Genomic DNA, 23,191 nt, shown 5'->3' with positions numbered 1-23,191 from the left:
CTAGATCATGGCACTTGCTTATCGACCCCCTGGCGTAACGGTAGACGAAGATGTCTCACCGAACGTATCCCCCCTACTAGCGGTCCCCGCGAGCGTTGCCGTAGTTGGTTCTGCTCAGGGCTTCGTTGCGCGGGTGGACCCCGACATTCTGCTCAGCGGCACGACGCCGACGCCGCTCCCCGGACTACCGGCGGGTGCTGTCCTGGTCGGTGTCACCTCGGTTGCCGACGTACTGTATCCTGGCCAGGCAGTCAATCTCGATGGCACCTACCGCTCGGCCAACGACTACACCGTTGACCTGACGGCGAAGACGATCAGTCGTGTGGCCCCGAGTGGCGGCGACGGCAAGATTCCGGACCACACCCTCGTTGCCGTCACGTACCAGTACGTCCCCTCCGACTACTTCGACGCGATCTTGCTTGAAGACCTCGGGTCTATCGCTGATCGTTTCGGCCCGGCATGGAAGAACGGTGCGATCTTCTCGCAGCTTACCTACGCTGCGCAGGTCGCCCTAGAGAACGGCGCACGGTTCGTCATCTGCCAGCCGCTGTACACCCGCTCCACGCCGGGGAACGTCGCTACGGCGAAGGAGGCACCGATCATCGGCACGTCCTCCACGGCTAAGGCGACATCGAACCCTGCCGTGTGGTCGGACACGCTCTACGGCCTGCGTGACATCGAGGACATCAACGTCTTCGTCCCGGTCGTCGGGCAGAGCACCGTAGAAGGCATCGACAACACCACCTGGATTGGAATCGCCCAGAAGTTCCAGGACCACATGAAGTTCCTCAAGGACAACGACCAGTACTCGGTCACCATCTTCGGTGAGGATCGTACGGCAGACGCGGTGAACTACGCGACGAAGACCAGTCTCCGCAACGACGCGGGTGCTCTCGCAGCACGCTACGGCGGCGAGCTAGCCCGACAGTCCGTCCTCATCAACACCGCCTCCTTCCTGCGCCCGCGTCCTGACTCAGTTGGCGGCACGGTACCGGTCGGCGCTCAGTACATGGCGGCGGCCATCGCCGGGATGCTCGCGTCTCGCCCGACGCAGCAAAGCCTCACACGTTCGCAGATTTCCGGGTTCCTCTCGGCTACCGACACGCGCTCGAAGCAGGACAAGAACGACGACGCAGCGGCGGGCCTCATGGTCATCGAGCAGAAGGGCAACGGGCTGTTCGTCCGTCACGGCATCACGCTCGACACGACGGCAGAGCAGTACCAGGAAGTATCGGTAGTCCGCTCCCAGCACCGGATGGTGGAGTCACTGCGTACGACTGTAGACACAAAGATCATCGGCAAGATCATCGCCGATGCGCAGGCCCCGTACACGATCAAGTCCACCATCATCGGAGTGCTGGAGGCACTCCGTGGCGACCAGACCATCGTGAACTACGGCAATGTGCAGGTGAGGCAGCTTACCGCGCAGCCTACGACCTTCGAAGTGCGGTTCTCCTACCTCCCGGCGTTCCCGGTCAACTACGTCAACATCAAGTTCTCCATCGACCTGTCCTCCACGGGTGTCGAGAACGTCGTCACCTCCTAAAGGGCAACTGACATATGGCACTCTCTACCGCAACATCTGACGTCAGCGTGCGTACAGCCCGTACGCGCGTGGGTGGCTCCGGCTTCACGTACCTGCACTTCAACGACACGCTAATCGGCTTCGCGCACCAAATTCAGCACACAACTGGCCGCCCGGTAGCTGCGGCGACCCCGATCCACCCCATGGACTCCCCGTACGCCGTTGAGATTGTCACTCCGGCCGCGATGGGACCGGGCACGATTGTGGTCGAGCTATTCGAGCGCTACGGCCAGCGCGTGTGGGATGAACTATCCACCATCGCAGGCGCAGTGGACATCGTGGAGATTTTCCAGAGGGTAGCCAACACGGCCAGCCCGATCACGATGGTCAAGTACGTCGCCCCGCCGAGTCTAAATGGCACTAAGCCCGCAGCGTACACCGAGGAGTATCACAACGTCGTCATCTCCGATGTAGCAGACGGCGAAACGATCGATGTCTCCACCCTCCAGGTCATGAAGCAAGTGACCTTCATGTACACGCATCTCACGCGCGGTGGCCGTAACGACAACGCTCCTGCGTGGAGTCCGCCTCAGGGTTGGAACATCAGCAACGGCAAGATCGTCAAGGGCGTGCCGTCCGCCAACCTCTTCGCAACCTCCTAAGTCCCTCCGAAGGCCCTCTCCGGAGGGCTTTCCTAGTTCTGTCAACGAAAGAGTCCAGTGAGCTTCGAAGCCATTCCCGAAGATGTCCAGAAGGACATCGAACAGCTAGAGATGTACGGGTACATCTCCGACGAGTACCGCGTGTGGGGCAGCGCCTACACCATGCGGACCCTCAAGGGCGACGAGGAGCTTGCCGCCGCCGTCGTCACGAAGGAGTATGTCGAGACGCTGGCCCAGGCAAAGTCCTGGGCATGGGCGAACATCGCCCTCTCTGTGGATGCGATCGACGGCAAGCACGACTACTGCCCGCGCGTCCAGGTAGACGCTGTGGAGTTCGCGCGTGCGCGCTTCCGCTACTGGACCAGCACCTACACCTGGACGCTCGGGGAGCGTCTGTTCACTGAGTTCGTCACCCTACAGCGTCGCGAGTTGGCGGCCAGGGAGGCGATGCAGGATTTTCACGTGCCGAGCCCGGCGCCTTTCTTGCCAGGGCTCAGTTCGTTGAGCGACTTGGGTATCTCGACCGACGAACTGGCCCCCGAGGCGGCCTAGGACGTCTCCAGATGTTCTACGTGTCTCGGCTGATGAACGCCGAGCACGAGGAACGCGGAGAACTCATCGGTAGCGCCCTGGAAGCCGGTATCGAGGGCATGGTCTTCGCCAACAGTCCGGAGATGTGGAAGGCCCTCTACGGCAAGAAGAACGAGGACGAGGAGTTCCCCGCCGACGAGGACGTGGACTGGGTTCAGCCTGGCTCGCCGGAGTTCAAGGCGATGCTGGAGCAGGCCGCCGCCAGTGGGGTCTTCGAGCTAGACGACTAGCGGTACCGGCGCTGCTGGCGATCCAGCCAGTCATCAATCCGGCGCTTCAACGGGGGCCACCCAAAGTGGGCCACCGTCACCGCCGCGAACATCATGAGAAAGAACGGGATCATCACCGGTATGGCAATGCAGAAGACGACGATGCACGCAAAAAGGATGTGGCCTGGAAGTCCATCGTTGTTCTCGTTCACGACACGAGTCTATCACGGGCGAGTCCTGTAGATCAAGTGCCCATCCTACACGTAACCAGTACACATGCCTGCCGACAACCAGATCGATATCTCACTGTCTCTTCTGAGTCAGCAGTCCGGGGCGGCTATGCAGGAGTTCATCATCCAGTTGAAGGGCATCAACGCCTCCCTGGCAGCGATGTCCCGCGTGAGCACGCCGGGGACTCTTGACGCACATGCGGCCATGTCAGAGCAGTTCGCCAACGCCTCTCGCGCGAAGGCTGAGGGCACGGGCAAGCCAAGCATGGAACACGCCTCATCGGGGCAAGAGACAATGCGGGAACAGGCGAAGTACTCCACCGATATCGTTCCTCTGTCGTTCTACGGCTCGCGCGCGGTAGCCACGGCGGCGAAGCTCGCTCAGGCGGCTGAGTACGCCGATGCTGACGTGGTGCCTACGGAGGTAATGCCCGTCCCATACGGGGGCGGCGGCTGGGCGACTACCGGCGGGGGTGGTGGTGGTGGCGGCGGCGGCGGCGGTGGCTACGGCGGTGGAGGACCCGGAGGACCGGGAGGACCGGGTCCAGGTGGTGGTGGCTGGCAGGACTGGCTTCGGTACCAGATCAACGGACCGTGGGGGCGCCGAGGCAAGCAGTTCGTCAATAGCAATTTCGGCGCTCAGGCCGCACAGACCTGGTTCCTCAACCGCGCGCTGAACGCCCGGATGGGTCAAGGGACAGCGGAACAGAACGCGGAAGCCGGATGGGGACGCGCCGATCAGATCGACGGGACAGGGTTCTTCGACAAGATTCCGCTCGTGGGCACCTCTGGATTCGGGTTCCTTCTGCCCGGCTCCGGCTTGTTCTCCGAAGCAGGTAGGCACGGCATCACGGAGTCGGCTAAGGACTGGGCCTCGTCCGTATTCTCTCCCGGGTTCTCGCGCAACGACTCTAAGGAGATCAGGCAGCAGCTTTACGGCCGTGGGTGGGTCGAGGGTGGCGCGCGCGACCGCATGTACGAGGGCCTGAAGTACATGAAGCAGCGTTATCCGGGCATGGACACGGGCATGAACGCCGAGGCCATCGACCAGGCGACTCGATATGGCGCGACCTCCGTCAAGGAGTTCGTCAACACCCTGAAGGACGTCCCCGAGGCGGCTCGCGCAGCAGGCGTCAACTTCAAGGATCTCCAGCAGCAGCTAATCGAGATCGGCAACGCTACCCAGAAGATGGGCGGAACGTTCGCCCAGGGCGCGAACTTCGCCGTGCAGTCAGCCGCGATCACGGGCATGGACCCGCGTATCCAGCAGAGCCTCTCCGAGAACGGGTTCGTTCAGGCGATGGGTATGTCGAAGTACGGGCTCCTACCGCAGGCGCAGGGGGCACTAACCGCTGGCCAGCGCCTCCAGATGAACTCCGACTCCGTGCACCGCATGATCGGGATGTTCTCCGGCTTCGGAACTAAGACGTACACGGATAGGGAAACCGGCGCTGTCACCCGGGTCACAGGCTACGACCAGGGCGTGGCCCAGGTCGCCGCGCAGCTTGGAGTAAGCCCCGAGGTCATCAAGGAGATGGAGCGCAACCGCCCGCGCGATGTCGCCGGAGCCAAGGTAGAGAACTTTGTAGAGGGACAGCAGCAGCAGGTGGAGGCGGCACTCAAGCGAGGTGACAAGACAGCGGCAGCGAACATCCTCAACGGGAAGTTCGCGAGCACCACGGACGGCGTGTCCACCTGGGGTGACCTCAGCAAGTACCTGCACGGCGCAAAGGACGCTGACGGCAAGAACATCTTCTCCGGCGACGAGATCAAGAAGATCGCGGAGGCGGGAAGGGTCGGTTCGCACACTTCGGCGAAGGACGCAGCGCAGAAGCGGATGGACGCCGTGAAGGACATCATGGCGAAGAAGGCCGAACAGGACAACGAGGACACGGCAGGTACCAAGGTCACGGTCGGACTCACCGACGATGCATCGAAGCTCCTGAAGGTGGTATCCGTGGATGACTCCGACTACGGCAAGAACGCGCTAGAGAGCATCGCACGCGCCGGAGGCACAGCGGTTCGCAACCGGTCAGACTACACGCAGGTTCCGAACCTCGATCCGCAGGCACTGTCCAGGCGGGTCATGACGCCGGACCAGACCCGATGAGCGCAGTCAACGTAACCTTCTCCCAGGCACATGTGAACGAAACGCTCGGTCCGCTTACAGTGACGACCGGCGCCGACGAGATCACCTGGGGCTACGGCCTGAACACGAAGACGTTCCCGACCTACGGTGGCGAGGTCGTGCAGATTCTCTCTGCCTACACGACAGACCTGACCATCACAGGCACCGTCAGATCGTATCGCCAGATCGAAGCGATCTACACCTGGTTCCTCTCCTACCTCCAGTTCGCCACCCAGAGCGGCGGGTTTGACCAGACGCCGGTCACGTTCGAGTACTCCCACCGAGATTGGCACCTCCACATCATGCCCAAGCGGCTCCCCCAGTTCCACTACGGACGCGACGTAGTTGCTCCCGTGTGGCGTATGGAAGCAGCCGTGATTGAGGGCGATCGCAAGATGAACGACGCGCTGAAGTGGCTCGTCCAGACGACGGGGATCGACACGACTCAGTTCAACCGCGTCACGGGGGACATCGGATACATCGAGGACAACCCCTTCTCCTCCCCGTTTGGCGGAGACTCGGACGCGAACGCCAAGACGAAGGAGACGCTCGGGGAGTTGGGCGACTACTACACCAAGCTCATCGACAGTTACGCCAACGGCGACTTCGAGGACTTGCACGCCGACTACTCCAAGCCTGCCTTCCTCGCCAACGAGGGAACCGCACTCCCGGGCAACAACACTGGAATCGCAACCGACGACAACGGTCGCGGAACCGTGGAGACACCGTAATGCCTGAGTGGAAGTACGACGGACGCAACGGAAGCATCGCTAAGGGGTACGCGGTCAGGTGGGCACGGACGACTCCGGAGACAAACGGAGGCAATGCCGTCCTGATAAACCAGTCTGGCGATCACATCGGACTCTGGGTCACCGACGTTACGGCTGACTTCGAGATGGCCGGGACCACAGCGCAGTCCGCGCGTAAGCGCGACTTCTATCCGCACAACTTCGTGCAGCCCCACTTGAACGTCAAGGGCCAGAGCGGGGACTCCTACCAGTACCAGCGGATCGCAGAGTTCGTGCGTGATTCTCACCTCAAGAGCATCCTCTACAGCGACCACGACAACGTGACGACGCCGACCGTGACCCTCACGGTTCTCGGCCGAGGCTTCGACGCCGCGCGAAACATGCGCGGATCCACGCAGACGATCATCGTGGACGGGTACATCGAGTCAATCCAGCGCGGTGCGCAGAAGGCTCAGTTCTCCCCCGAGTGGGAGTTTGACTTCATCGTGTCAAAGGCCCGATCCTGGCTCATGACCGACGAAAAGGTCAAGGGCCGCAAGCTCAAGAACATCCTCGACTTCATCACCAAGGGGAGTGCAGATTCCCTGGCGACCGATGTGAATGGCCCGCGCTTCGAGGACGATCCCGACCCGCCTGACGCGACCCTAGGCGCGATCAACGAGGCCCTGGCCAGCTACGGCTCCGACTTGTTCCCGAAGGTCGGCTAGTGCGTCGCCTCGTCTACAGCCCCAAGGTGTACGCCTACGTCCGCACCGACAAGTTCCCGGACGGGCTCGATATCTCCGACTACATCGTAAGCGGCAACGTTCACCGTCGCGTCAACGCCGCTTCCACGCTGGAACTAGAGCTTCGCAATCCGAACCTGATCTGGACTGCGCCCGGGTTCCCGACGTTCCATCCTATGGACGCAATTACGGTGTACCTCACGCGCCTGAAGGGCTACCCCGTGCAAGCGTTCACGGGGTACCTCGACACTGCGGACGCGATGGTGCTCTACCCCGGGACGATCAAGATTACCGCGTCGTGCACTCTCAAGCGGCTGCTGAACACATTCTGGGACCCGGCCCTCCCCTACGTCCAGAACGGCTTCCTCGCGAAGTACGGATGGAACGTCAACCCGCAGACGGGCACCCTGTTCAACTCAGACGCAATCTCGAAGACCCTAGGCGAAGCAAGCAACAAGCAGCTTACCGACGGATCGATGGGAGCCCTGCTATTCGCGATCCTCAAGCACGTCGGGAATTGGGACTCTCAGGACATCTACATCGAAGCGCTGCCGTCCAGGATCAAGGACCGCATGACGGCGATCTACAGCGAACTCGCGTCGAGCAATGACGCCGTAAAGGACCAGGTGGATGCGCTCCTCTCGAAGTTGCTCGGCCCCGGGGGGTACGGCCAGGGTGGTGGCTCCGGTGACACCGGGCAGGCCAGCGGCACCGTCCCGGCGACGCCGGACGGAGGCTACACCGAAGCAACCTGGGCTGCGGCGCTGCTGAAGTCGCTCGGGATCCAGCAGAACAACGACAACATGCAGGCGCTGGTCGGGTGGGAGAAGGCCGAAGGAGGGCACTGGATCAACGACGCGCGGTACAACCCTCTCAACACAACCGAGCCCATGCCCGGCGCGGGGAACACAGGCTTGCAGGGTGATATCAAAATCTATACGTCCTGGTCGCAGGGCCTCCAGGCAACAGTGAAGACGCTGAATAACGGCCGCTACGGCGCAATCTTGAAGGCGCTCAAGAACGGCAGTGTCCCCGACATCGCGAGCGCCATCGCGAGTACCCCATGGAACCCCGGTGGCTACCCGGCTCTGTTCGCGGCAATGAATGCCGCACCCAAGGACCTTGGAGGCACTCAGGTGCCTGGCGCGCACGACGACCCAACCGATCCGACGACCCGGGGTGCGGCGCCCGACGCCACGACGAAGACGAAGAACCTTGATAAGGGAAACTGGAGCGCCGCACCCGGAGCCAACCTGCCTGGGAAGCCGATGCGCGACCCGATCAAGCAGTTCCTCAGCGTGCTCGCTGGTCTTACCAACGAACAGATCGTCGTCGGTTTCGGCACGAACCACGACCAGTTCACAACGAGCGGCAACGTCTCGGACCACTACACGGGAGACGCGGCCGACATCCTCGTAGGTGGCGACGCGCGAAGCGACTCGGCGGCCGCATCCAAGGGTGACAACATCGCTACAGCCGCACTGCGGCTCCTCGGGTACTCGCAGAGCGACGCTCGCAACATGGCCATGAGCGGGAAGCTCAACTTCACACAGAACTTCGACTGGTACGGCCACCGAGTGCAGGTGGGCTGGCGAACCCTTGAGGGTGGAAATCACTTCAACCACGTTCACGTCGGCGTCGCATTCACAGGCCGCACTATCCCCGACGACATCCCGGCGGACGGAAGTGGCACGTCCAGTGACAGCACGACCGGAGGCGGGTCGTCCTCCCCCACCAGCGGCGGTAGCGATACATCCATGGCCAGCGCGTTCGCCGCCTACCTGAACTTTCCGAGCCTGGAGCAGACGGCCGAGGCGATCGGCCTACAGGGACAGAAGTCGCTCATGAACGATCAGCCATTGTTCCCGTTCGTGCAGCAGGTGGTCGAGGCGTCACTACGCAACTTCATGTCGCTACCCAACGGTGACTTCTACGCCTTCTTCCCCGACTACTTTGGTGGTTTCAAGCACCGCACACCGTACTGGCAGATTGACGACATCGAGATTCTCGACGGCCGCATCACGCTGTCGGACGAGTCGCTAGCGACGCATGTCTACGTCGTTGGTGACATCGTACCGGATGGCGCCACGTCGTCTGAGGTCAACTTCCTCGACAAGCTTCAGTCCGGCGGCGTAGTCACGATGTTCGACGCCTTCAAGGGCGGATTCGTCAGGATCCCAGAAGAACTAAAGGTGCAGGAGGAGAAGGGCGGTAAGACCTCGACTCAGGTAGTCGATCCTGGCACCGGCCTTGCCCACGGTGGAACGCGTGAGGCAACCAAGGGCGAGCTAGACCGCAGCTACGTCATCAAGTTCCTCCAGAAGTATGGTGTGCGTCCGCACTACGAAGAGGCGCCGATGGTGCGCTCGCCATACTTCGAGGCGTTCCTTGCCTACCAGCGCTTCCAGCAGCTATGGGCGCAGCAGTTCGCCACCACCTTCACCTTCACCTTCATGCCTGAACTCTTCCCCGGTGGCCTCGTCGCGTTCCCCGATCACAACCTCCAGTGCTACGTGGAGGAGGTCGTACACTCGTTCGACTACGAGAGCGGGTTTGCTACGCAGGCGGTTCTCTCGGCTCCGGCATCTCTCACCGACACCGGCTCAGATGTGTCCGCAGGCATGGTCCGTGCCTTCAACAACACCGGTCCGAAGAAGGGTGTGACCCGCGATACGACGACTGCGACGCCGCCGAACCCGCCGAATCTCAACATCACGTCGCCCAACTGGCTCCAGCGCGCTATCAAGGTGGAGACGGGCTGATGGACACCGCGTTTGCGCGCATCGTTACCTGTGACCCAGCCACCCGCAAGATCGAGGGAACGCTGAAGGACGGGTCCGTCATCCAGATCATCGTGTGGGAACTACCGGGCGTATTCGTATGGCCGAAGCTCGCGGAGACGTGGGGTGTGACGCGCACGCGCGGGGTATGGCGCCTCGGCAATAGGATCGAGGACGCCGAGGGACACTCCATCCAGGACTTGCAGCCCGGAGAGGCGAAGATCGACGCGGATGAGGTGTTCGACGGTCAAGGAAGGAGGTTCCTAACCGAGGCGGTGGGACTCTTCGTCGGCCAGATGGTGTCGTCGGCGGTGAGCGCGCCCAACGACAGATGGCTGCCTTGCAATGGGGATGGTGTCACAGATAAGCACCCGCTCCTGCGCGCAAAGCTGATCGCGGACGGCAACCCGCATGGAAGCGATGACTCGGGCAATCCGCGTGTTCCTGATACTCAGGGGCGCGCTGTAGCGGGCGCCGGTACCGGACCAGGTCTCACTGAGCGCCTCCCGGGCGACAAGTGGGGCGTGGAGGCCGTGGGCCTGACGGCCGCGCAGTCGGGACTCCGGGAGCACGACCATGGCGGGTTCAGCGAGTTGATGACCGTCAATAAGACGCATAACCACGCAACGGCAGGCAATGGTCAGACGATCGGCTCCGGCACCGGATATCCGAACGCCGTCAACCTCACGGTCGGCGGTGGTGCATTCGGTTCTACGACCGCTCCGCTCAACGACGCCACCATCGACCATAGACATCCCATCCCCTTGCAGACCGAGGCGGACGCGACCGAAACGCACGACAACACGCCCCCGTCTGTTGCCGTGCGCTGGTTCGTCTTCGCGGGATGAGGCAGTTCACCTAGGTACCGGGCGCCATCTCTCCGTAATAGGAGACGATGACTTGGAGCCTATTCCTACGTAACGGCGACTTTGATGTTCAGGGCGCGCAGCTTGGCAAGGTCACTGGCCAGGCCAAGCTCGTGCAGGACTTCCGCTGCGCCGTGCTCACCGAGATGGGAAGCGACCCTATGCATCCGGGCTGGGGCTCGCTCATTGACGGCGGCGTCACTCCTGACGGACGCGCAGTCCCCGGCGTGATTGGGGCGACGGACACCCAGTTGGCGCTAGCGGTGATCGAGACGGAGATCCGTCGCATCGCTGAGTACTTTCAGAACCGCCAGCTACGGCGGATCAAGGAGGAGAGGCAGAGGTACTCCAAGTCCACCCTTACCGCCTCCGAAATCCTAGTAGGGGTGTCGGGCGTGCGGGCCATCCAGACGTCCACCACCCTCGCAGTCCTCGTCACCCTCGCTACCGGTAGCGGCGACACCGTTGACGTAGCACTGCCCATCTCTGACAACTCACTGGTAGCTCGCTAATGGCCGTAACCTCCCGAGACATCGCACTACAGATCGTCAACCAGCTAAAGGTTCTCGATCCGGCAATCTCCGCAGAGATCGGCACGCCCGAGCGCCTGCTGATCGATGCGTTCGCGCAGAAGATCGCGGACAGCACCATCGACCTTACCGCGCTCTCCGGCGGGCTCGACATTGACTCCAAGATCGGAAGTAGCCTCGACAAGTTCCTGGCGATCTTCAACTTCGGGCGTCAGTCCGCTGTCGCCGCGACCGGCTTTGTGACGTTCAGCCGGTCGCAACCCGCGCTCACGGATATCCGGATCCCCGCCGGTCAGAGGGTCGTCGCGTCACTCGACGCCGCCGATGTCTTTTTCCAGACTACGTTCGACGTAACGATCCGTATGGGCGAGACTTCCGTGGTCGCTCCGATCCAGGCGCTAGTGCCGGGTGCCCTCGGTAACGTGGCCGCGCAGGCGATCACACAGTACGTCAATGGTGTCGGATTCGACGGGGTATTCAATACCGTCCCCACTTCCGGCGGTCTAGATCAGGAGTCCGACGATGAACTCAAGGCACGATTCAAGAACACCGTCTTCCGCAACGTCTCGGGCACGACCGATCAGTACCTCGCGCTCGCGATTGCCACGCCGTACTCCACCAAGGCAAACGTCGTAGGCCCGATCTCTCGCTACCGCGAGTACATCCAGGTCCCCGTCCCGGACGACGCAACCTACGCTGGCGACCCGCCGCCGTTCCCGATGACAGGGACGTGGACCACGGCGATGTCGACCGTGCCCTTCTCGAAGTACACCTACACTCAGGTTCCGTACTTTGTCTCCAACGGGAAGCTCGGCGCCGAAGCCCTCTTCTATCGCGAGGTAACCGACTTCAGACTCAACGTCGACCCCGATGACAAGAACCGAGGGGACGCCTGGCGCTTCTTCGATGAGGTGCCCGAGTACGACCTGACACTCGACCCGTTGTTTCCGGGCAACCGCTTCCGCCCGAGCATCACATTCCTGAATGTGATCGACCCGTCCGCCGATGCTTCGATCCAGGGTGTGCGGCCCGGCGACGTGGTGCTGTTCGAACACTCCTATCTGTCGACCTCTTCACGTAACGACTACGAGCGAAACATCACCAATGCGGTTGACATCTTCGTAGATGGAGGAAATGCCACGCTCGCGGACTGCGTGATCGGCATTCCGAACCCGCTCAACACCTTCACAGCGGACCCCAACCATCCGTACTACCGCGAGAACTATCGCCGTGTGGGTGAAGTGGAACATCGCCCGATGCTGGGGAACCTCTTCACGCCGCTGTTCCTCCAGCCCGTGGCAGACATTCCCGACAGCATCAAGATCGGCAGCACCATCTACTATCGCGACCTTCACTACTGGCTCGTAGAGGATGTCTCCGAGCTTCGTGGCACCGTACGAGCCCGCAATGGCATCGAATGGGATAAGTACCTGCCCGGTCAGGCTGCCGACGACGATCCGGATTCCCCGACGATGTGGACTGGACCGGTCGTCGCGCTGAACACCGAGCCGAGCGTCACGGTCGCACAGTACGCATACGACAAGAACATCTATGACCTTCAGGCGACGGTGGACGGCTCCCGACAGACGACCACGGACGTGCTCGCGCACAAGGCGACTACGCGCTACTTCAAGCTCGATATCGCCGTCATGTACGGACCGGGGGCGAGCGTGGCAGCAACAAATCTCGCGATCCGCGACGCTGTGCAGGCGTACTTCAAGAGTCAGTACTTCGGCACCGCCATCCAGCTATCCGACCTCCTCCAGGCAATTCACAACGTCCCCGCCGTGGACAACGTGCGCTGGTCGGCCGACGCGGTGCACGCACCGTCCAACTACCGCGTTGCGGGCTGCAACGTCGATGGCACTCAGCGCACGAGTGTGCTCATGGATACCGTCGTACTGGGCAATGCCTCACGGATGGAGCAGCTTAGCTGGTACTTCACCGGCACGCCGCAGTCGGGGGAGTGGACGATCGAGCGCACCGACACGGGCGCGACGACGACATTGGGCGTCATCGTCTCTAATCCGACCCTTCGGGACGCACTCCGAACCCTCACCGGCGACACTATGCTCGATGTCCAGGGCTCAGGCGTGGCCACGATTCCGTGGGTCATTACCTATAGCGCCAATGGAGTCCGACCGAAGCTGCGCTTGAAGAGCACCACTTTCGTCGGCGGCGTGTACACCCATGACTCAGATTTCTTCCTCGCAGATGATGAACTTCCGTCCCTGCCTGAGCAGGCCGTCCCAGGCGACTCGGTACCCGGCCTCATCATCAGGGCTAAGGCGCAGAACACCTGGAGCTTCTAATGGCTGATGAGACACTGACATCTGCGCCGCAGATCAGCGCCGTCATCCCCCAGCAGTTCATCGTTGAAGCGCTCGGAGGCGCGGAGAACCCTGTCGGCCTGCTCAACCGCTTCCCGGACGGCCTCTATCACAAGTCGCCAGAATCCCACCTCCTACGATTCATTTACGCACTCCTGGGTCCCTCGGGCGTAGGGTCGCTGAGCGACAACTACCTCAAGGCCCGGCTGAAGCTAGAGGAGATGGGGCTCGAACTCTTCGACCTCGACGCATTCTTCGGCAACCCTCTCGGCTTCGGCCGCATCCTCGAAGAGGAGTACGACACCGCCGACGCCGCCGACTCCGACGCACGAGCGCAGATCACTGCCCGCGACGCTGCCTACCGCAGCCGCGCGCTGGACTTCCTCGGCGGCGCGCGACTCGGGAACTCTCCGCAGGGTATGCAGTTGGTCGCACGTGCCGGGCTCGGGCACGACGTGGAGATTGTGGAGAACTACAAGTACCTCTACGACGTTCACACCGACCGGCCCGTGGGCTTCCGCAGCTTCGGCAAGACCGTCTCGACGGAAGAGATGATCGTTATCCCGCGCCAGGAGATCAGCACCTCCGAGGTCCAAGAGATCAAGATCGTCGGCGGACCCACGAGTGGCGCCATCATCTTTAGCTACAACGGTCGCATCACGTCGAACGTCACCCGTCGCAACGTGCCATGGAACGCCCCGGCCATCTCCTCCTGGGACCTCACCGATCCGGAGAACCCAGCGCTCGACACACTCGGCGTCCAGGAGGCCCTAGAGGCGATCCCTGATATCGGAGAGGGAAACGTGCGGGTAACCGGCGGCCCCGGCCCCGACATCCCCTGGACGGTGACCTTTCAGGGCAAGCTCGCACGTCAGGACACGTTGCCGCTCACCGTCGAATCCAAGACACTCAGCGGCGGCCTGAACCCCGCAGTCGTCATCAAGACGCTCCACGGCGGCGTGGACGCCACGGAAGAGGTCGTGGACATCCCGCCACGTGACCTCTACCACCTTCAGCAGGCGCTCGACCGCATCAAGCCGGTCACGATGATCCCAACAGTGTCTTCCGGCTCGGGCACGCGCCAGCGCCAGGCCCCGCTGACGGACTTCGCGTCCTCCGAGTTCACGGAGGTACTACGGTTCGTGAATGGCCTCCACGCGGTTCCGTGGCCGTCCAGTGGCTGGATCGAGGGAGGCAAGGAGAAGCAGGCTCCGCGCGCCTACGGATCCGACGCCCAGCACTACCGTGGATTCCATGACGTGGTGTCCACGGTCGCCTACGGCCAGGCCGCGCTCGATGACGCCAACTACGAGGCCGATCGCACGAGCACCGCTCTCTACGTCTCTGAGCACATCGGCCCCTTCGGCCCCGACCAGCGCGCGATCTACCCCATGCTGGGCGCCGACGCAGGTATCAGGTATACCTCAGACCGGGCACTCGCGGACTATCCCGAGCAGCCCATCATGGGCGCAGGCGGCCTCGTCAACGGAATCTATGACGCCTCCTACGCCAGTCTGCCTGGCACTCGCCAGATCATCTACAAGGACGAGCAGTACTGGTCATCGGTAGAGCGCATCGCCGGAGCCGAGTACCTCGAACTCGACCTGGGCACGGTACAAGTAGTCAACTTCATCGGCTTCGAGACGCTGACGAAGCCAATGCAGATCGAGGTAGCCGTAGACATACTCGATCAGCACCCGCGCCGCAAGTTCGTGTCCGTCAGCCCGGTGGGTGGCATCGACTACCCGGATCAGGTGTCGGCCTCCGCTAGCGGATGGACCTACCTGGAGTTCAACTTCTCAGACGTAAGAGGCGAACCCTTCTATACGCGCTTCGTTCGTATCAAGCTCGACCGAGTCGTCACACCGACTCGGCCATTCCTGCTGAACCCAGTGACGCGGGTGTCCGCACCCTGGAGCGTCGAGGTGCGCAACCTCCGGCTCGGGCGCAACGTGAGCAACTAAATGACCGATCTTCTCAACCGCTATTACAGCGGTGTCGTCATCAACCAGAACGCAGTCTACGAGAACGGCAGCAGCCACATCGACACCACGACGCGCAAGTACCAGACCTTCAGGCTCCCGCCTGACTACGTACGAGAGAGCGTCGTCCCGGCTCTCACGGGCTTCCAGCTATTCGTTGGGATTGCCGCCGCAGACGCACGTCTGTCCTGGACCGTCGAACACCGGCCGTCTACGTCTGCCACGTGGATCGCACTCGCCAGTGGGCTCACTACGGGCGCACCGACGATTGGCAACGAAGTGTGGATGACGTGCCTCGCGGACCATCCAATCCCCGTAGACGACAAGCTAGATGACGAGTTCCGCATCTCCTTCATCATCGTCTCGGGAATTGCCCGCTTTTGGTACACGTGCCCTAACCCCGATAACAGCGGCGTGGCACTCGGCGCAGACGGCAGTACCCCGCTCGTAGACGCTGGGCGCCAGTACTCGTTCATGTACCGCATCCTCGCGGGCGTGACGGATTCCGGCACCGACTTCCTCGGGAACACCTACCGTTCCGTCGCCATCGTCAAGGCCGCCGCTGAATCCGACCCGACCTCCTCGCTCGACGGATACTGGCTCTCCTCCCCACAGCCCTCGCAGTTCGCCGTTGTCTCACGCTATTTCGACATGCGCGATTCGTTTGGGCGCCCTCAGGTCGTTGACCGTGTGCTTCTAGACCCCATTACGCCCAACGTATGGGTCCACCTGTACTACTCCGATGATGGCGAGCCTGGCGCAGACGATACCTCCTGGGAAGAGCGCATCTGGACCCCTATCCCGAAGTCGTACAAGATGACTACGCGAGACACCTTCGTCCTGCCCACGCCGGTCAAGGCCAAGTTCATCAAGGTCGAGTTCTCTCACCTCCAGGCAAAGTCCTACTCCCCCGGAGCCTTCCAGAAGCCACTGACGTACAAGAAGCACCCAGCGTGGGTGCTCGACTACTTCCTCGTCCTCACCGAGGCGGCACGGCCGTCCTCCAGCGCTGCCTTCGTTGCTAACCAGAAGCGCGTCACCTTCAACGCCTACGACCTCGCGTTCCGCTACTACCGGGACGATCTCCTCCAGTCGCCGGACGGACCGGGATTCACGTCGCCCGATGACGCCGCACGCGTGCAGCCGTTCCTCACATCTGACCTGACCAACCTGGTCGATCCGCAGACACAGGCGCTCATTAGCGTCGCCATGAGGCCGTACCTCTCCGACCCCGCCGTGCGGAACGTCGCGCGCAACCTCCTCGGGGAGGTAGCGCTCACTGCTCTTTCGACGCCGGGCTCCTATCCGGTTGAAACGCTGCCCCCCACGTCGGCCGTCAGCACAGCGGTGTCATCGCTGGACCGCGAGGCGGTGATCTTCGAGCAGACCTTCCCGGTGATGTACTTCTTTGTCGCGTGCCGCCACCGGTATCGCGAGGTCTCTGCGGTACTAGACCAGGATCGTGCGTACTTCGTCGGAATCAATGAGATCGCGTTCACCCGCGAGAACTACTCCGTCGAGAGCGACACCGCCATGTACATGGAGCATATGGGCGACTTCGTCAACGCCGAGCGCAACGACTTCATTGTTGGCGATCCCCCGGTGGTGAATGTTTGATGCTTAGCGCACGCGAGGTACCGATTGCCGACCACTTCGACCACCCGACCGGCACGCTCGTTGGGTACGACTGCTACGACGCAGCCCAGCGCGCGCAGCTTCGCAAGCAGCAGCACATCGACATCCGCTGCTTCATGTCGCAGAGCGCGAACTATTGGCAGGAGAACTGGACGTTCTCTGCGGCAGGCTCACTCTTCAATGGCACGGACAGCGTACTCCTCAACCTCCCGACTGCTCCGACCGGCAATATCGCCACGTCGATCTCAAATCGGCCGGTGGACATCGCTTCGGTGGGAGACGACTGGAAGCTAACGCTCGACGCGCCTAGCTGGGACGACGCGGTCATCGACCATGCTGCGTCATACATTGAGCTAACTGCGGCCGCAGGCGGCAGCTTCTCAATTGGTCCGACCGTCAAGCTCTTCCTCAATACCGCGTCCTACCCTCAGGGCAGTGCCGCCGTCAACCAGATCATCGAATGGCCGATTTCCGTCCTCGCTCCTCTGAGTGGGACCATCACGGGAGTACGGATCGGCATGTTCGGAACCGCCTCGACGTTCTTCAAGTTCGCCGCCATCCGTCTCCTTAGCCCGGATTGGATGGGTGCCCCGCTCGACATCAACACGCTCTTCCGGGCGATGATGAATCCTGTTCCCAAGTCGGGCCTAGTACTGGGAAGCTCATATCCGTTCCCCCAGTCATCCATCATCGATCCGCTCGTCCCGACCAACTTCCCCATCCTGTTCCGTTCTGACGGTCGGGCGGGCGCCGACGACCCGAAGCCCATCGATGTGTCCGAAGCGATCCTGTTCTCCCCCGGGCGCATGAATAGCCCTGGCGAGATTCGCGTCTACATGCGTGAGGGGTCATTCGACAACGAGATCATGCTTGACCTCAACGGTGTCACGATGGCCGAGCTTGACGCGGCTGGGGCGCAGCCCGACTACGGCGTGGCGAAGTACAGCGCCAAGACGCAGCGCGACCTCGAAGGGCTTGCGCAGTCACTGCTTGACGATCAGTTCCAATGGGCGCTTGACGCCAAGCCGGACCTGTTCACCGCAGCGTGGATTCAGTCCACGCTCGTATGGGATGCCGCCCACCTCGCTAACGTCGAGGTGCGTGACACGGACGGTAACGTCTATCCCTTCCCGCAGTTCACTCTACCACCGCTGAACGGCACGGACGATACACGCTACATCTTGACCGTCGAGCTAGAGGAGGAGTCCATCCGAGTGCGCGTCCTCTCGTCCGATACAGAGAGACTAGAGGACGCCGCAACACTCTTTGACTCGACCGTGCTCACAGACGGCTCGGTCCTCCGTCGCCGGAGTGGGCGTGTCGGCGTGTACGCCAACTTCGTTGACGGCGACGCCTTCATCCAGGACATCATTCCCTACTCCGTCAACTTCGCGGAGTATCGCTCGCAGCCACTCCGGTCGATCTCACCCGTATCTGGCGCCCAGGTGTTCTTCGGTGGTAGCGCCACTCGCGAGCTATTCACCGGGTACGTCGGAGAGAATGCTGACGTGATCGCCGCTCCCGACCGGGGAGACAATGCATTCGCGATCAAGCCGACGACGGCGCTGGGCCGCGTTCGCTCGAACTTCTTCTCCACCCACTCGCTCAGGCACACCCGCGTGAGCGTCGATGTATTCATTCCGAGCGCGGCGGCAGAGGCGGGGGCCGAGCTAGCGGTGACGTATGAGCGCCTGCGTCACTTCAGCAGCGTCGCACACAGTACCCCGCTCAACGTCGGACGGGTTCCGGTTGACCGCTGGCACACGCTTGAGTTCGACCTCTCCGAGATCGCGTCCGTGCTGCCTGGCAACAATATCGTCGCGCTGAGCACGGGGAGTGACGCGGTGTTCTACGTCGCCAACTTCTCGATCTCTCACGTTCCGCTGGAGTGGTCGGCACGCGCGACACCGCTCGACCCTTGGGGCGACAACACGGCCGATTGGCTGCCGCTGCGCGATGTAACGAACTCGCAGACCGGTGGTGTGCTTTTCGATCAGCCGGGATTCGAGCTACGGGCACGGTGCATCGCTAACCGCCAGGATGCTTCTCTCACCTCGGTGAAGATCATTCCGCAGTACGCGCAGCCGGGCCGCCTCGTTTGGACGGACATTGGAGACCCTGTAGGGACCACGTACACGTTCGACGTGGACTTCACCATCGATACCGACGATCTCGCAGCCATCGTCACGGCAGTAAAGGGCCTCGGCGGTTCGGCCCTGCTGGCCAACGTCAGCCTGGTCGAATGGGACTGGGGCGACGGCGCCATCGATTACGGTCTCCAGGCGTCTCACACGTACGCGATCCCGAGCACGTACACGATCGCGATGACCGTTCATTTCTACCACGGTGACCGCATGGTCGTCACCAAGACAGTCTGATGCCCGCAATTATCGTCACCGCAGACCAGAACGTCGCCTTCATGGGTCAGGGACGCTTCCGCGCTCCCGAGAACCCTGTTGACCACCTGAGCAAGGTTCCGGCGGCGCGTCAGACCGTCGCGATCGACTTCCGCTGGACGCCTCAGCTTGCGCCTCTCTTCTACGATGACGGCACTCCGACTGGCACCTTCAGCACGCAGGTAAATACCCTCATCACATTCGAGGGTTCCTTCCTGCCACCGCCTGGCCCGCCGCGCTCGATCGTACGCTGGGAATGGAACTTTGGAGACGGCACGAAGGGGGTCGGCCAGACCGTCGCTCACGTGTTCACAACCGCATCCCCCGGCGTGCGCGTGACCCTCAGGACGACCGACAACTTCGGGGACGTAGTGACTGTGGGTCACTACATGAGCCTGGCCCAGGTCACGCGGTTCGGTGTCATCAATCTGTCTGGGAACAGCGAGGTGGCGCTCACTCCGACGTTGCCGGTCAAGCTGACGAGCCTCCCGCTCGACGCCAGCGGTTCCCTCGCCGCGATGGGTATTCAGGCGACCGTACGGGCGTCCGTGTCCGTGTCCGCGTCCGGCTCGCTCACCGCCAGCGGCACGCAGGCGGCGCAGTTGGCGTCGGCCGCACTCTCCGCGTCCGGTAGCTTGAGCGGCGGCGGGTTCCAGGCGACCAAGCCCGGAGACTCGACCCTCTCCGCGACTGGCACCGTTGTTGCCAGTGCGACCGTCCTGCTTGCGCCGATCGCCGTCCTCGCGGACAACTTCAATAGCGGTTCCTTCGGTCCGCAGTGGACTGCGAGCCTCGCATTCATCGATGCTGGCCGCGCAGTCATTGACAAGAATAGCTTCTTCATGTCCGTCCGGACTTATGACTTCACCAACAGCACCCTAGCGCTCAAGGTACAGCCCAGCGGCGGCTTTTCTGGCCCGCCAATCAACGCCGTGATCCCCTGTGATCTAGGAATCACGAGTGCCACAAATTCCGCCGCTGGCCTGTTCTTCCAGTACAGTGACGGCACGCTCTCCTTCCTGCTCAATTCGACGCCGGTCGGCTCCATCGCGTACAACGCAACCAGCATGGCGTGGCTGCGGCTGCGCGAAAGCGGGGGCACGAGCTACTTCGAGACGAGCCCGGACGGCACTACGTGGACTCAACGTGCCTCTCTCGCAACCCCCGCGTTGGCTACACAGGTGAAGGCGTACTTCAGCGGCGGCCAGGGCAACACGTACATCGATATGGTCAACGTACTCTCCTAACCCGAGAGAATGTAGCGGAGGTCGGCTCCGCTCATCCCCGCCGACAACGACTGATTGGCGATCACGCCCTCGAACACCGCCTGATGGTATCCCTGCTTCTTCGCCACCACGGCGCGCTTGCGATCCTCGACGGAGTTGGCCATGACGTAGTCGATTACCCAAAGCGTCTCGTGCTGCGTCGTGACTCGGTCGTTGCGGTTGATTCGCTGTTTGCGGGTTGACCACTTCCACGGGCCGTCGTAGTTGATCGTGGCTACGGCGCATTCCAACGAGATCGAGTCCGAGCCCTTGTCCGAGGAGAGGAAGACCTGAACGTCCGGATCGCCTTTGAAGCTGTCCTCGGCCTCCTGCATCTGCGTACGCGATCCGTCGTAACGCACGTATGAGACGCCCCACTCTTGGAAGTGCTGCTCGATGATGGGGATGATCGTCTCGTTGCCCGCCGTGAACACGATGACCTTCTGGCGCTTGAACCGCACCGTGATGTCGTTGCGTAGCTGCTCGAACTTCGTGTGCCCCTCATCCGTGGGGATCGTTCCGAGGTCTTCTACAAGCCTGCGCGCGACTTCCGAGCCCTGAGCCTTGGCTGCCTCGTCGCCGTCCTCTACGGCGCCCAGAAAGACCTCACGAAGGGCCGCTGACCGGCCGATAGCAGACGGAGCGTTGCAGAGCATCTGAAGGACGCCGATGACGCCGAGGATGTTGAGCTTCTGGCCCTCGTCATCTTCGCTCCCCTCGGCGTACTCCTTGGAGAGCCTCAACAGCCTGTCGTAGACCTTGCGGTGGGGCTCGTGCCAGTCGAGTACCTTCACTTCCTCGACCTTCGTCGGGAACTGTGCCCTGATCTCGGGATCGCGCTCCTTGTCTACCTGGTGGACGATGTGGGCGGCCCGTAGCTCCATGTCGTCCAGGTTGTGCCACTCCTCCGGCTTGCTGTTGTCGAAGAACGAGTAGCGCTTGACGTACCGCTCGCGGAAGTCCTTTACTGTCCCGTAGCAATCCGGGTCGATTAGCCGCACGCAGTTGAACCAGTCCTCAGGGTCGTTCTCGATCGGTGTAGCGGAGAACATATACTGCCGCAGACTCTCCGCGCGTCTCTTGTCCCAACGGGGGTAGGCGGCGTCATAGAGACACGCCTGTACTGCCTTGTAGAGCTTGGTGGTGCGTGTCTTGAGCTTCATGGGCATCTCGTCCCAAAGGCACAGGAGGTTGCGCTCGAACAGGAAAGAGAAGTCAGTATGGAAGCGCGCAAGCCACTCCTTGTTTTTCGACCTCTCGAACCAGCAGAAGTCATCGCGGAACTTCTCGTAGTTCGTGACGACGACGACCGGGTTCCCGGAGACCAGTTGCCGGTTGATGTCGAGATAGGTCTTGTCGCGCTGCTTCGGGGTACCGTCCAGGATGACGGACTCGATCCCTGCCAGCGCGTAGTAGGTGCGCTGCGTGTTGATCTTGTTGTGCGCCCTGGCGAGAGACAAGCACACGTCGAAGCTCCCCCGCTCCAGGTGGTACTTCAGGAGGGCGCTCTGTGCCACGGACTTGCCCGTCCCAGTGGACCACTGCGCTACGCCACCACGAGGGAGGTCGCGGAGGAAATTGACCCCGCGCGCCTGGAAGGGCAGGAGTCCGTTGACGGTGCCCGGCAGCGTTGAGGTCAACGTGACCGGAGCAGCCTCTGCGAGCCGCGTAAAGGGGGCTAGGACGGCCTCGGGGTCCTCACCGAAGGCCACCCTGTACCCATGCTCCTCAGCGGCACGGAGGAACTCCTCCAGATTCGCCGGAGACACGACCCGGTGCGGCCCGATGATGTCGCGGAGATCGAATCGGAAGAAGTCGCCCAGGCTATTGACCTCCCAATGGCCTAGGTACCGCTCGTGCGCCTCTAGGATGAGCCACGATTCACGGTCGGCGGGGCTGGAGGACGCGATCTCGTCAATCAGGGCGTCGTCCAGGAGGGCGTAGCTCACCCCTCCTCAAGCTCCGCGCTGCCGACATCTTCAGCGCGCGCGGCGATCCGGCGCGTCTCCTCGAAGATTGCCTCCCACATGTCTCGCGGCACGATGCGCTGGACGGCCGTCTTGAAGGCGTTGAACTGGAAGTACAACTCGTCGGTCGCGGCGACCGACGTTTCCTTCTCCATCTTGTCTAGCTGCTGGATCATCTGAATCGCCACGGCGGGGTCGATTCGGACGTTGCCTTCGATCAGGTCTTCCCATGCCTTCTGGAGACCAGCCGACAGGTAGGCGTGACGCCGGAGAGCCCCGTTCAAGCCCTCCTCGTAGTTCGCGTTGATCTGCTTTGCGTCGTGCTCGATGATCGCCCGGATCGCAGCCTGCTCGTAGGACAGATGCTCCCTGGCGTGATTGGAGATGGAGCGACGCGGTACCTCCCCTGCGAACGTGCGCTCGATCTCACTATGGTTCGTGCCCAGCGCAATCATGCGCTCGATCGCGTGACGGTACTTCGAGGTGCACACCTTGCAGCGCGCCTCGTAGTGCTCGGGTAGATCGTTATTGATCCTCGCGGTCACGGAGTGCTTCTTGATGTCACGAGCCTCCCCGACAGACTCGCTCTTGCGGAAATCAGGCATTCAGAGATCGTCTCCT

The 23,191-nt window shown here is 62.2% G+C and carries 18 protein-coding genes; 15 read left to right on the top strand and 3 right to left on the bottom strand.

From position 1 onward, the window contains the following. Positions 1-133: 133 nt before the first annotated feature. Genes H958_RS0109020 through H958_RS0109005 form a run of 4 tightly spaced genes read left to right on the top strand, consistent with a single transcriptional unit; the run spans position 134 to position 3,008 of the window. Positions 134-1,546: a hypothetical protein gene (locus H958_RS0109020; RefSeq protein WP_028058422.1), complete on the top strand. Its 1,413-nt coding sequence runs from the start codon at positions 134-136 to the stop codon at positions 1,544-1,546. Positions 1,547-1,560: 14 nt separating this feature from the next. Next, positions 1,561-2,187 carry a hypothetical protein gene (locus H958_RS0109015; RefSeq protein WP_196807288.1) on the top strand — a complete coding sequence of 209 codons (627 nt, stop codon included), beginning with the start codon at positions 1,561-1,563 and terminating at the stop codon, positions 2,185-2,187. Between the two features lie 57 nt (positions 2,188-2,244). Beyond that, complete coding sequence (locus H958_RS0109010) at positions 2,245-2,739, top strand: hypothetical protein (protein WP_028058420.1); 495 nt, start codon at positions 2,245-2,247, stop codon at positions 2,737-2,739. Positions 2,740-2,771: 32 nt separating this feature from the next. Beyond that, positions 2,772-3,008, top strand: a complete 237-nt coding sequence (locus tag H958_RS0109005) for a hypothetical protein (protein WP_156027838.1) — start codon at positions 2,772-2,774, stop codon at positions 3,006-3,008. On the opposite strand, the gene H958_RS35995 is transcribed toward H958_RS0109005, so the two are convergent. Next, positions 3,005-3,199, bottom strand: coding sequence for a hypothetical protein (locus H958_RS35995; protein ID WP_037409735.1), 195 nt, complete (start codon positions 3,197-3,199; stop codon positions 3,005-3,007). The two genes, H958_RS0109005 and H958_RS35995, sit on opposite strands and share 4 nt — an antisense overlap. A gap of 64 nt (positions 3,200-3,263) precedes the next feature. On the opposite strand from H958_RS35995, the gene H958_RS47445 reads away from it, so the two are divergent. The 11 genes from H958_RS47445 to H958_RS0108945 are packed head-to-tail and all read left to right on the top strand — an operon-like array spanning position 3,264 to position 20,585. Next, complete coding sequence (locus H958_RS47445; protein ID WP_051324001.1) at positions 3,264-5,327, top strand: hypothetical protein; 2,064 nt, start codon at positions 3,264-3,266, stop codon at positions 5,325-5,327. Continuing rightward, positions 5,324-6,076 carry a hypothetical protein gene (locus H958_RS0108990; protein WP_156027836.1) on the top strand — a complete coding sequence of 251 codons (753 nt, stop codon included), beginning with the start codon at positions 5,324-5,326 and terminating at the stop codon, positions 6,074-6,076. Before H958_RS47445 ends, H958_RS0108990 begins: the two co-directional genes overlap by 4 nt. Then, complete coding sequence (locus tag H958_RS0108985; RefSeq protein ID WP_028058417.1) at positions 6,076-6,801, top strand: hypothetical protein; 726 nt, start codon at positions 6,076-6,078, stop codon at positions 6,799-6,801. Before H958_RS0108990 ends, H958_RS0108985 begins: the two co-directional genes overlap by 1 nt. Further along, entirely contained in the window at positions 6,801-9,581 is a 2,781-nt protein-coding gene (locus H958_RS0108980) for a hypothetical protein (RefSeq protein WP_028058416.1), read from the top strand. Before H958_RS0108985 ends, H958_RS0108980 begins: the two co-directional genes overlap by 1 nt. Beyond that, positions 9,581-10,447 (top strand): tail fiber protein, encoded by an 867-nt coding sequence (locus tag H958_RS43030; RefSeq protein ID WP_028058415.1) that lies wholly within the window; start codon positions 9,581-9,583, stop codon positions 10,445-10,447. The genes H958_RS0108980 and H958_RS43030 overlap by 1 nt, the downstream gene beginning before the upstream one ends. A 47-nt stretch (positions 10,448-10,494) precedes the next feature. Continuing rightward, the gene (locus H958_RS0108970; protein ID WP_028058414.1) at positions 10,495-10,977 is read left to right on the top strand and encodes a hypothetical protein; all 483 of its coding nucleotides are present in this window, start codon (positions 10,495-10,497) and stop codon (positions 10,975-10,977) included. Then, positions 10,977-13,307, top strand: a complete 2,331-nt coding sequence (locus tag H958_RS43025; RefSeq protein ID WP_028058413.1) for a baseplate J/gp47 family protein — start codon at positions 10,977-10,979, stop codon at positions 13,305-13,307. The genes H958_RS0108970 and H958_RS43025 overlap by 1 nt, the downstream gene beginning before the upstream one ends. Further along, on the top strand, positions 13,307-15,289 hold the full coding sequence (locus H958_RS0108960) for a DUF7297 family protein (protein WP_028058412.1): 1,983 nt from the start codon (positions 13,307-13,309) through the stop codon (positions 15,287-15,289). The genes H958_RS43025 and H958_RS0108960 overlap by 1 nt, the downstream gene beginning before the upstream one ends. Further along, positions 15,290-16,924 carry a hypothetical protein gene (locus H958_RS0108955; protein ID WP_028058411.1) on the top strand — a complete coding sequence of 545 codons (1,635 nt, stop codon included), beginning with the start codon at positions 15,290-15,292 and terminating at the stop codon, positions 16,922-16,924. Then, entirely contained in the window at positions 16,924-19,320 is a 2,397-nt protein-coding gene (locus tag H958_RS0108950) for a hypothetical protein (RefSeq protein WP_028058410.1), read from the top strand. Before H958_RS0108955 ends, H958_RS0108950 begins: the two co-directional genes overlap by 1 nt. Next, positions 19,320-20,585 carry a PKD domain-containing protein gene (locus H958_RS0108945; protein ID WP_028058409.1) on the top strand — a complete coding sequence of 422 codons (1,266 nt, stop codon included), beginning with the start codon at positions 19,320-19,322 and terminating at the stop codon, positions 20,583-20,585. The genes H958_RS0108950 and H958_RS0108945 overlap by 1 nt, the downstream gene beginning before the upstream one ends. On the opposite strand, the gene H958_RS0108940 is transcribed toward H958_RS0108945, so the two are convergent. Together H958_RS0108940 and H958_RS0108935 are read right to left on the bottom strand one after the other, a co-directional pair. After that, positions 20,582-22,552: a helicase-related protein gene (locus H958_RS0108940; protein ID WP_028058408.1), complete on the bottom strand. Its 1,971-nt coding sequence runs from the start codon at positions 22,550-22,552 to the stop codon at positions 20,582-20,584. The two genes, H958_RS0108945 and H958_RS0108940, sit on opposite strands and share 4 nt — an antisense overlap. Beyond that, positions 22,549-23,175, bottom strand: a complete 627-nt coding sequence (locus H958_RS0108935; protein WP_028058407.1) for a hypothetical protein — start codon at positions 23,173-23,175, stop codon at positions 22,549-22,551. Before H958_RS0108935 ends, H958_RS0108940 begins: the two co-directional genes overlap by 4 nt. Between the last annotated feature and the right edge of the window lie 16 nt (positions 23,176-23,191).

It is taken from the genome of Candidatus Solirubrobacter pratensis (assembly GCF_000425945.1).
Lineage (GTDB): Bacteria > Actinomycetota > Thermoleophilia > Solirubrobacterales > Solirubrobacteraceae > Solirubrobacter > Solirubrobacter pratensis.
This window is presented reverse-complemented; position numbering and strand designations above follow the sequence as displayed.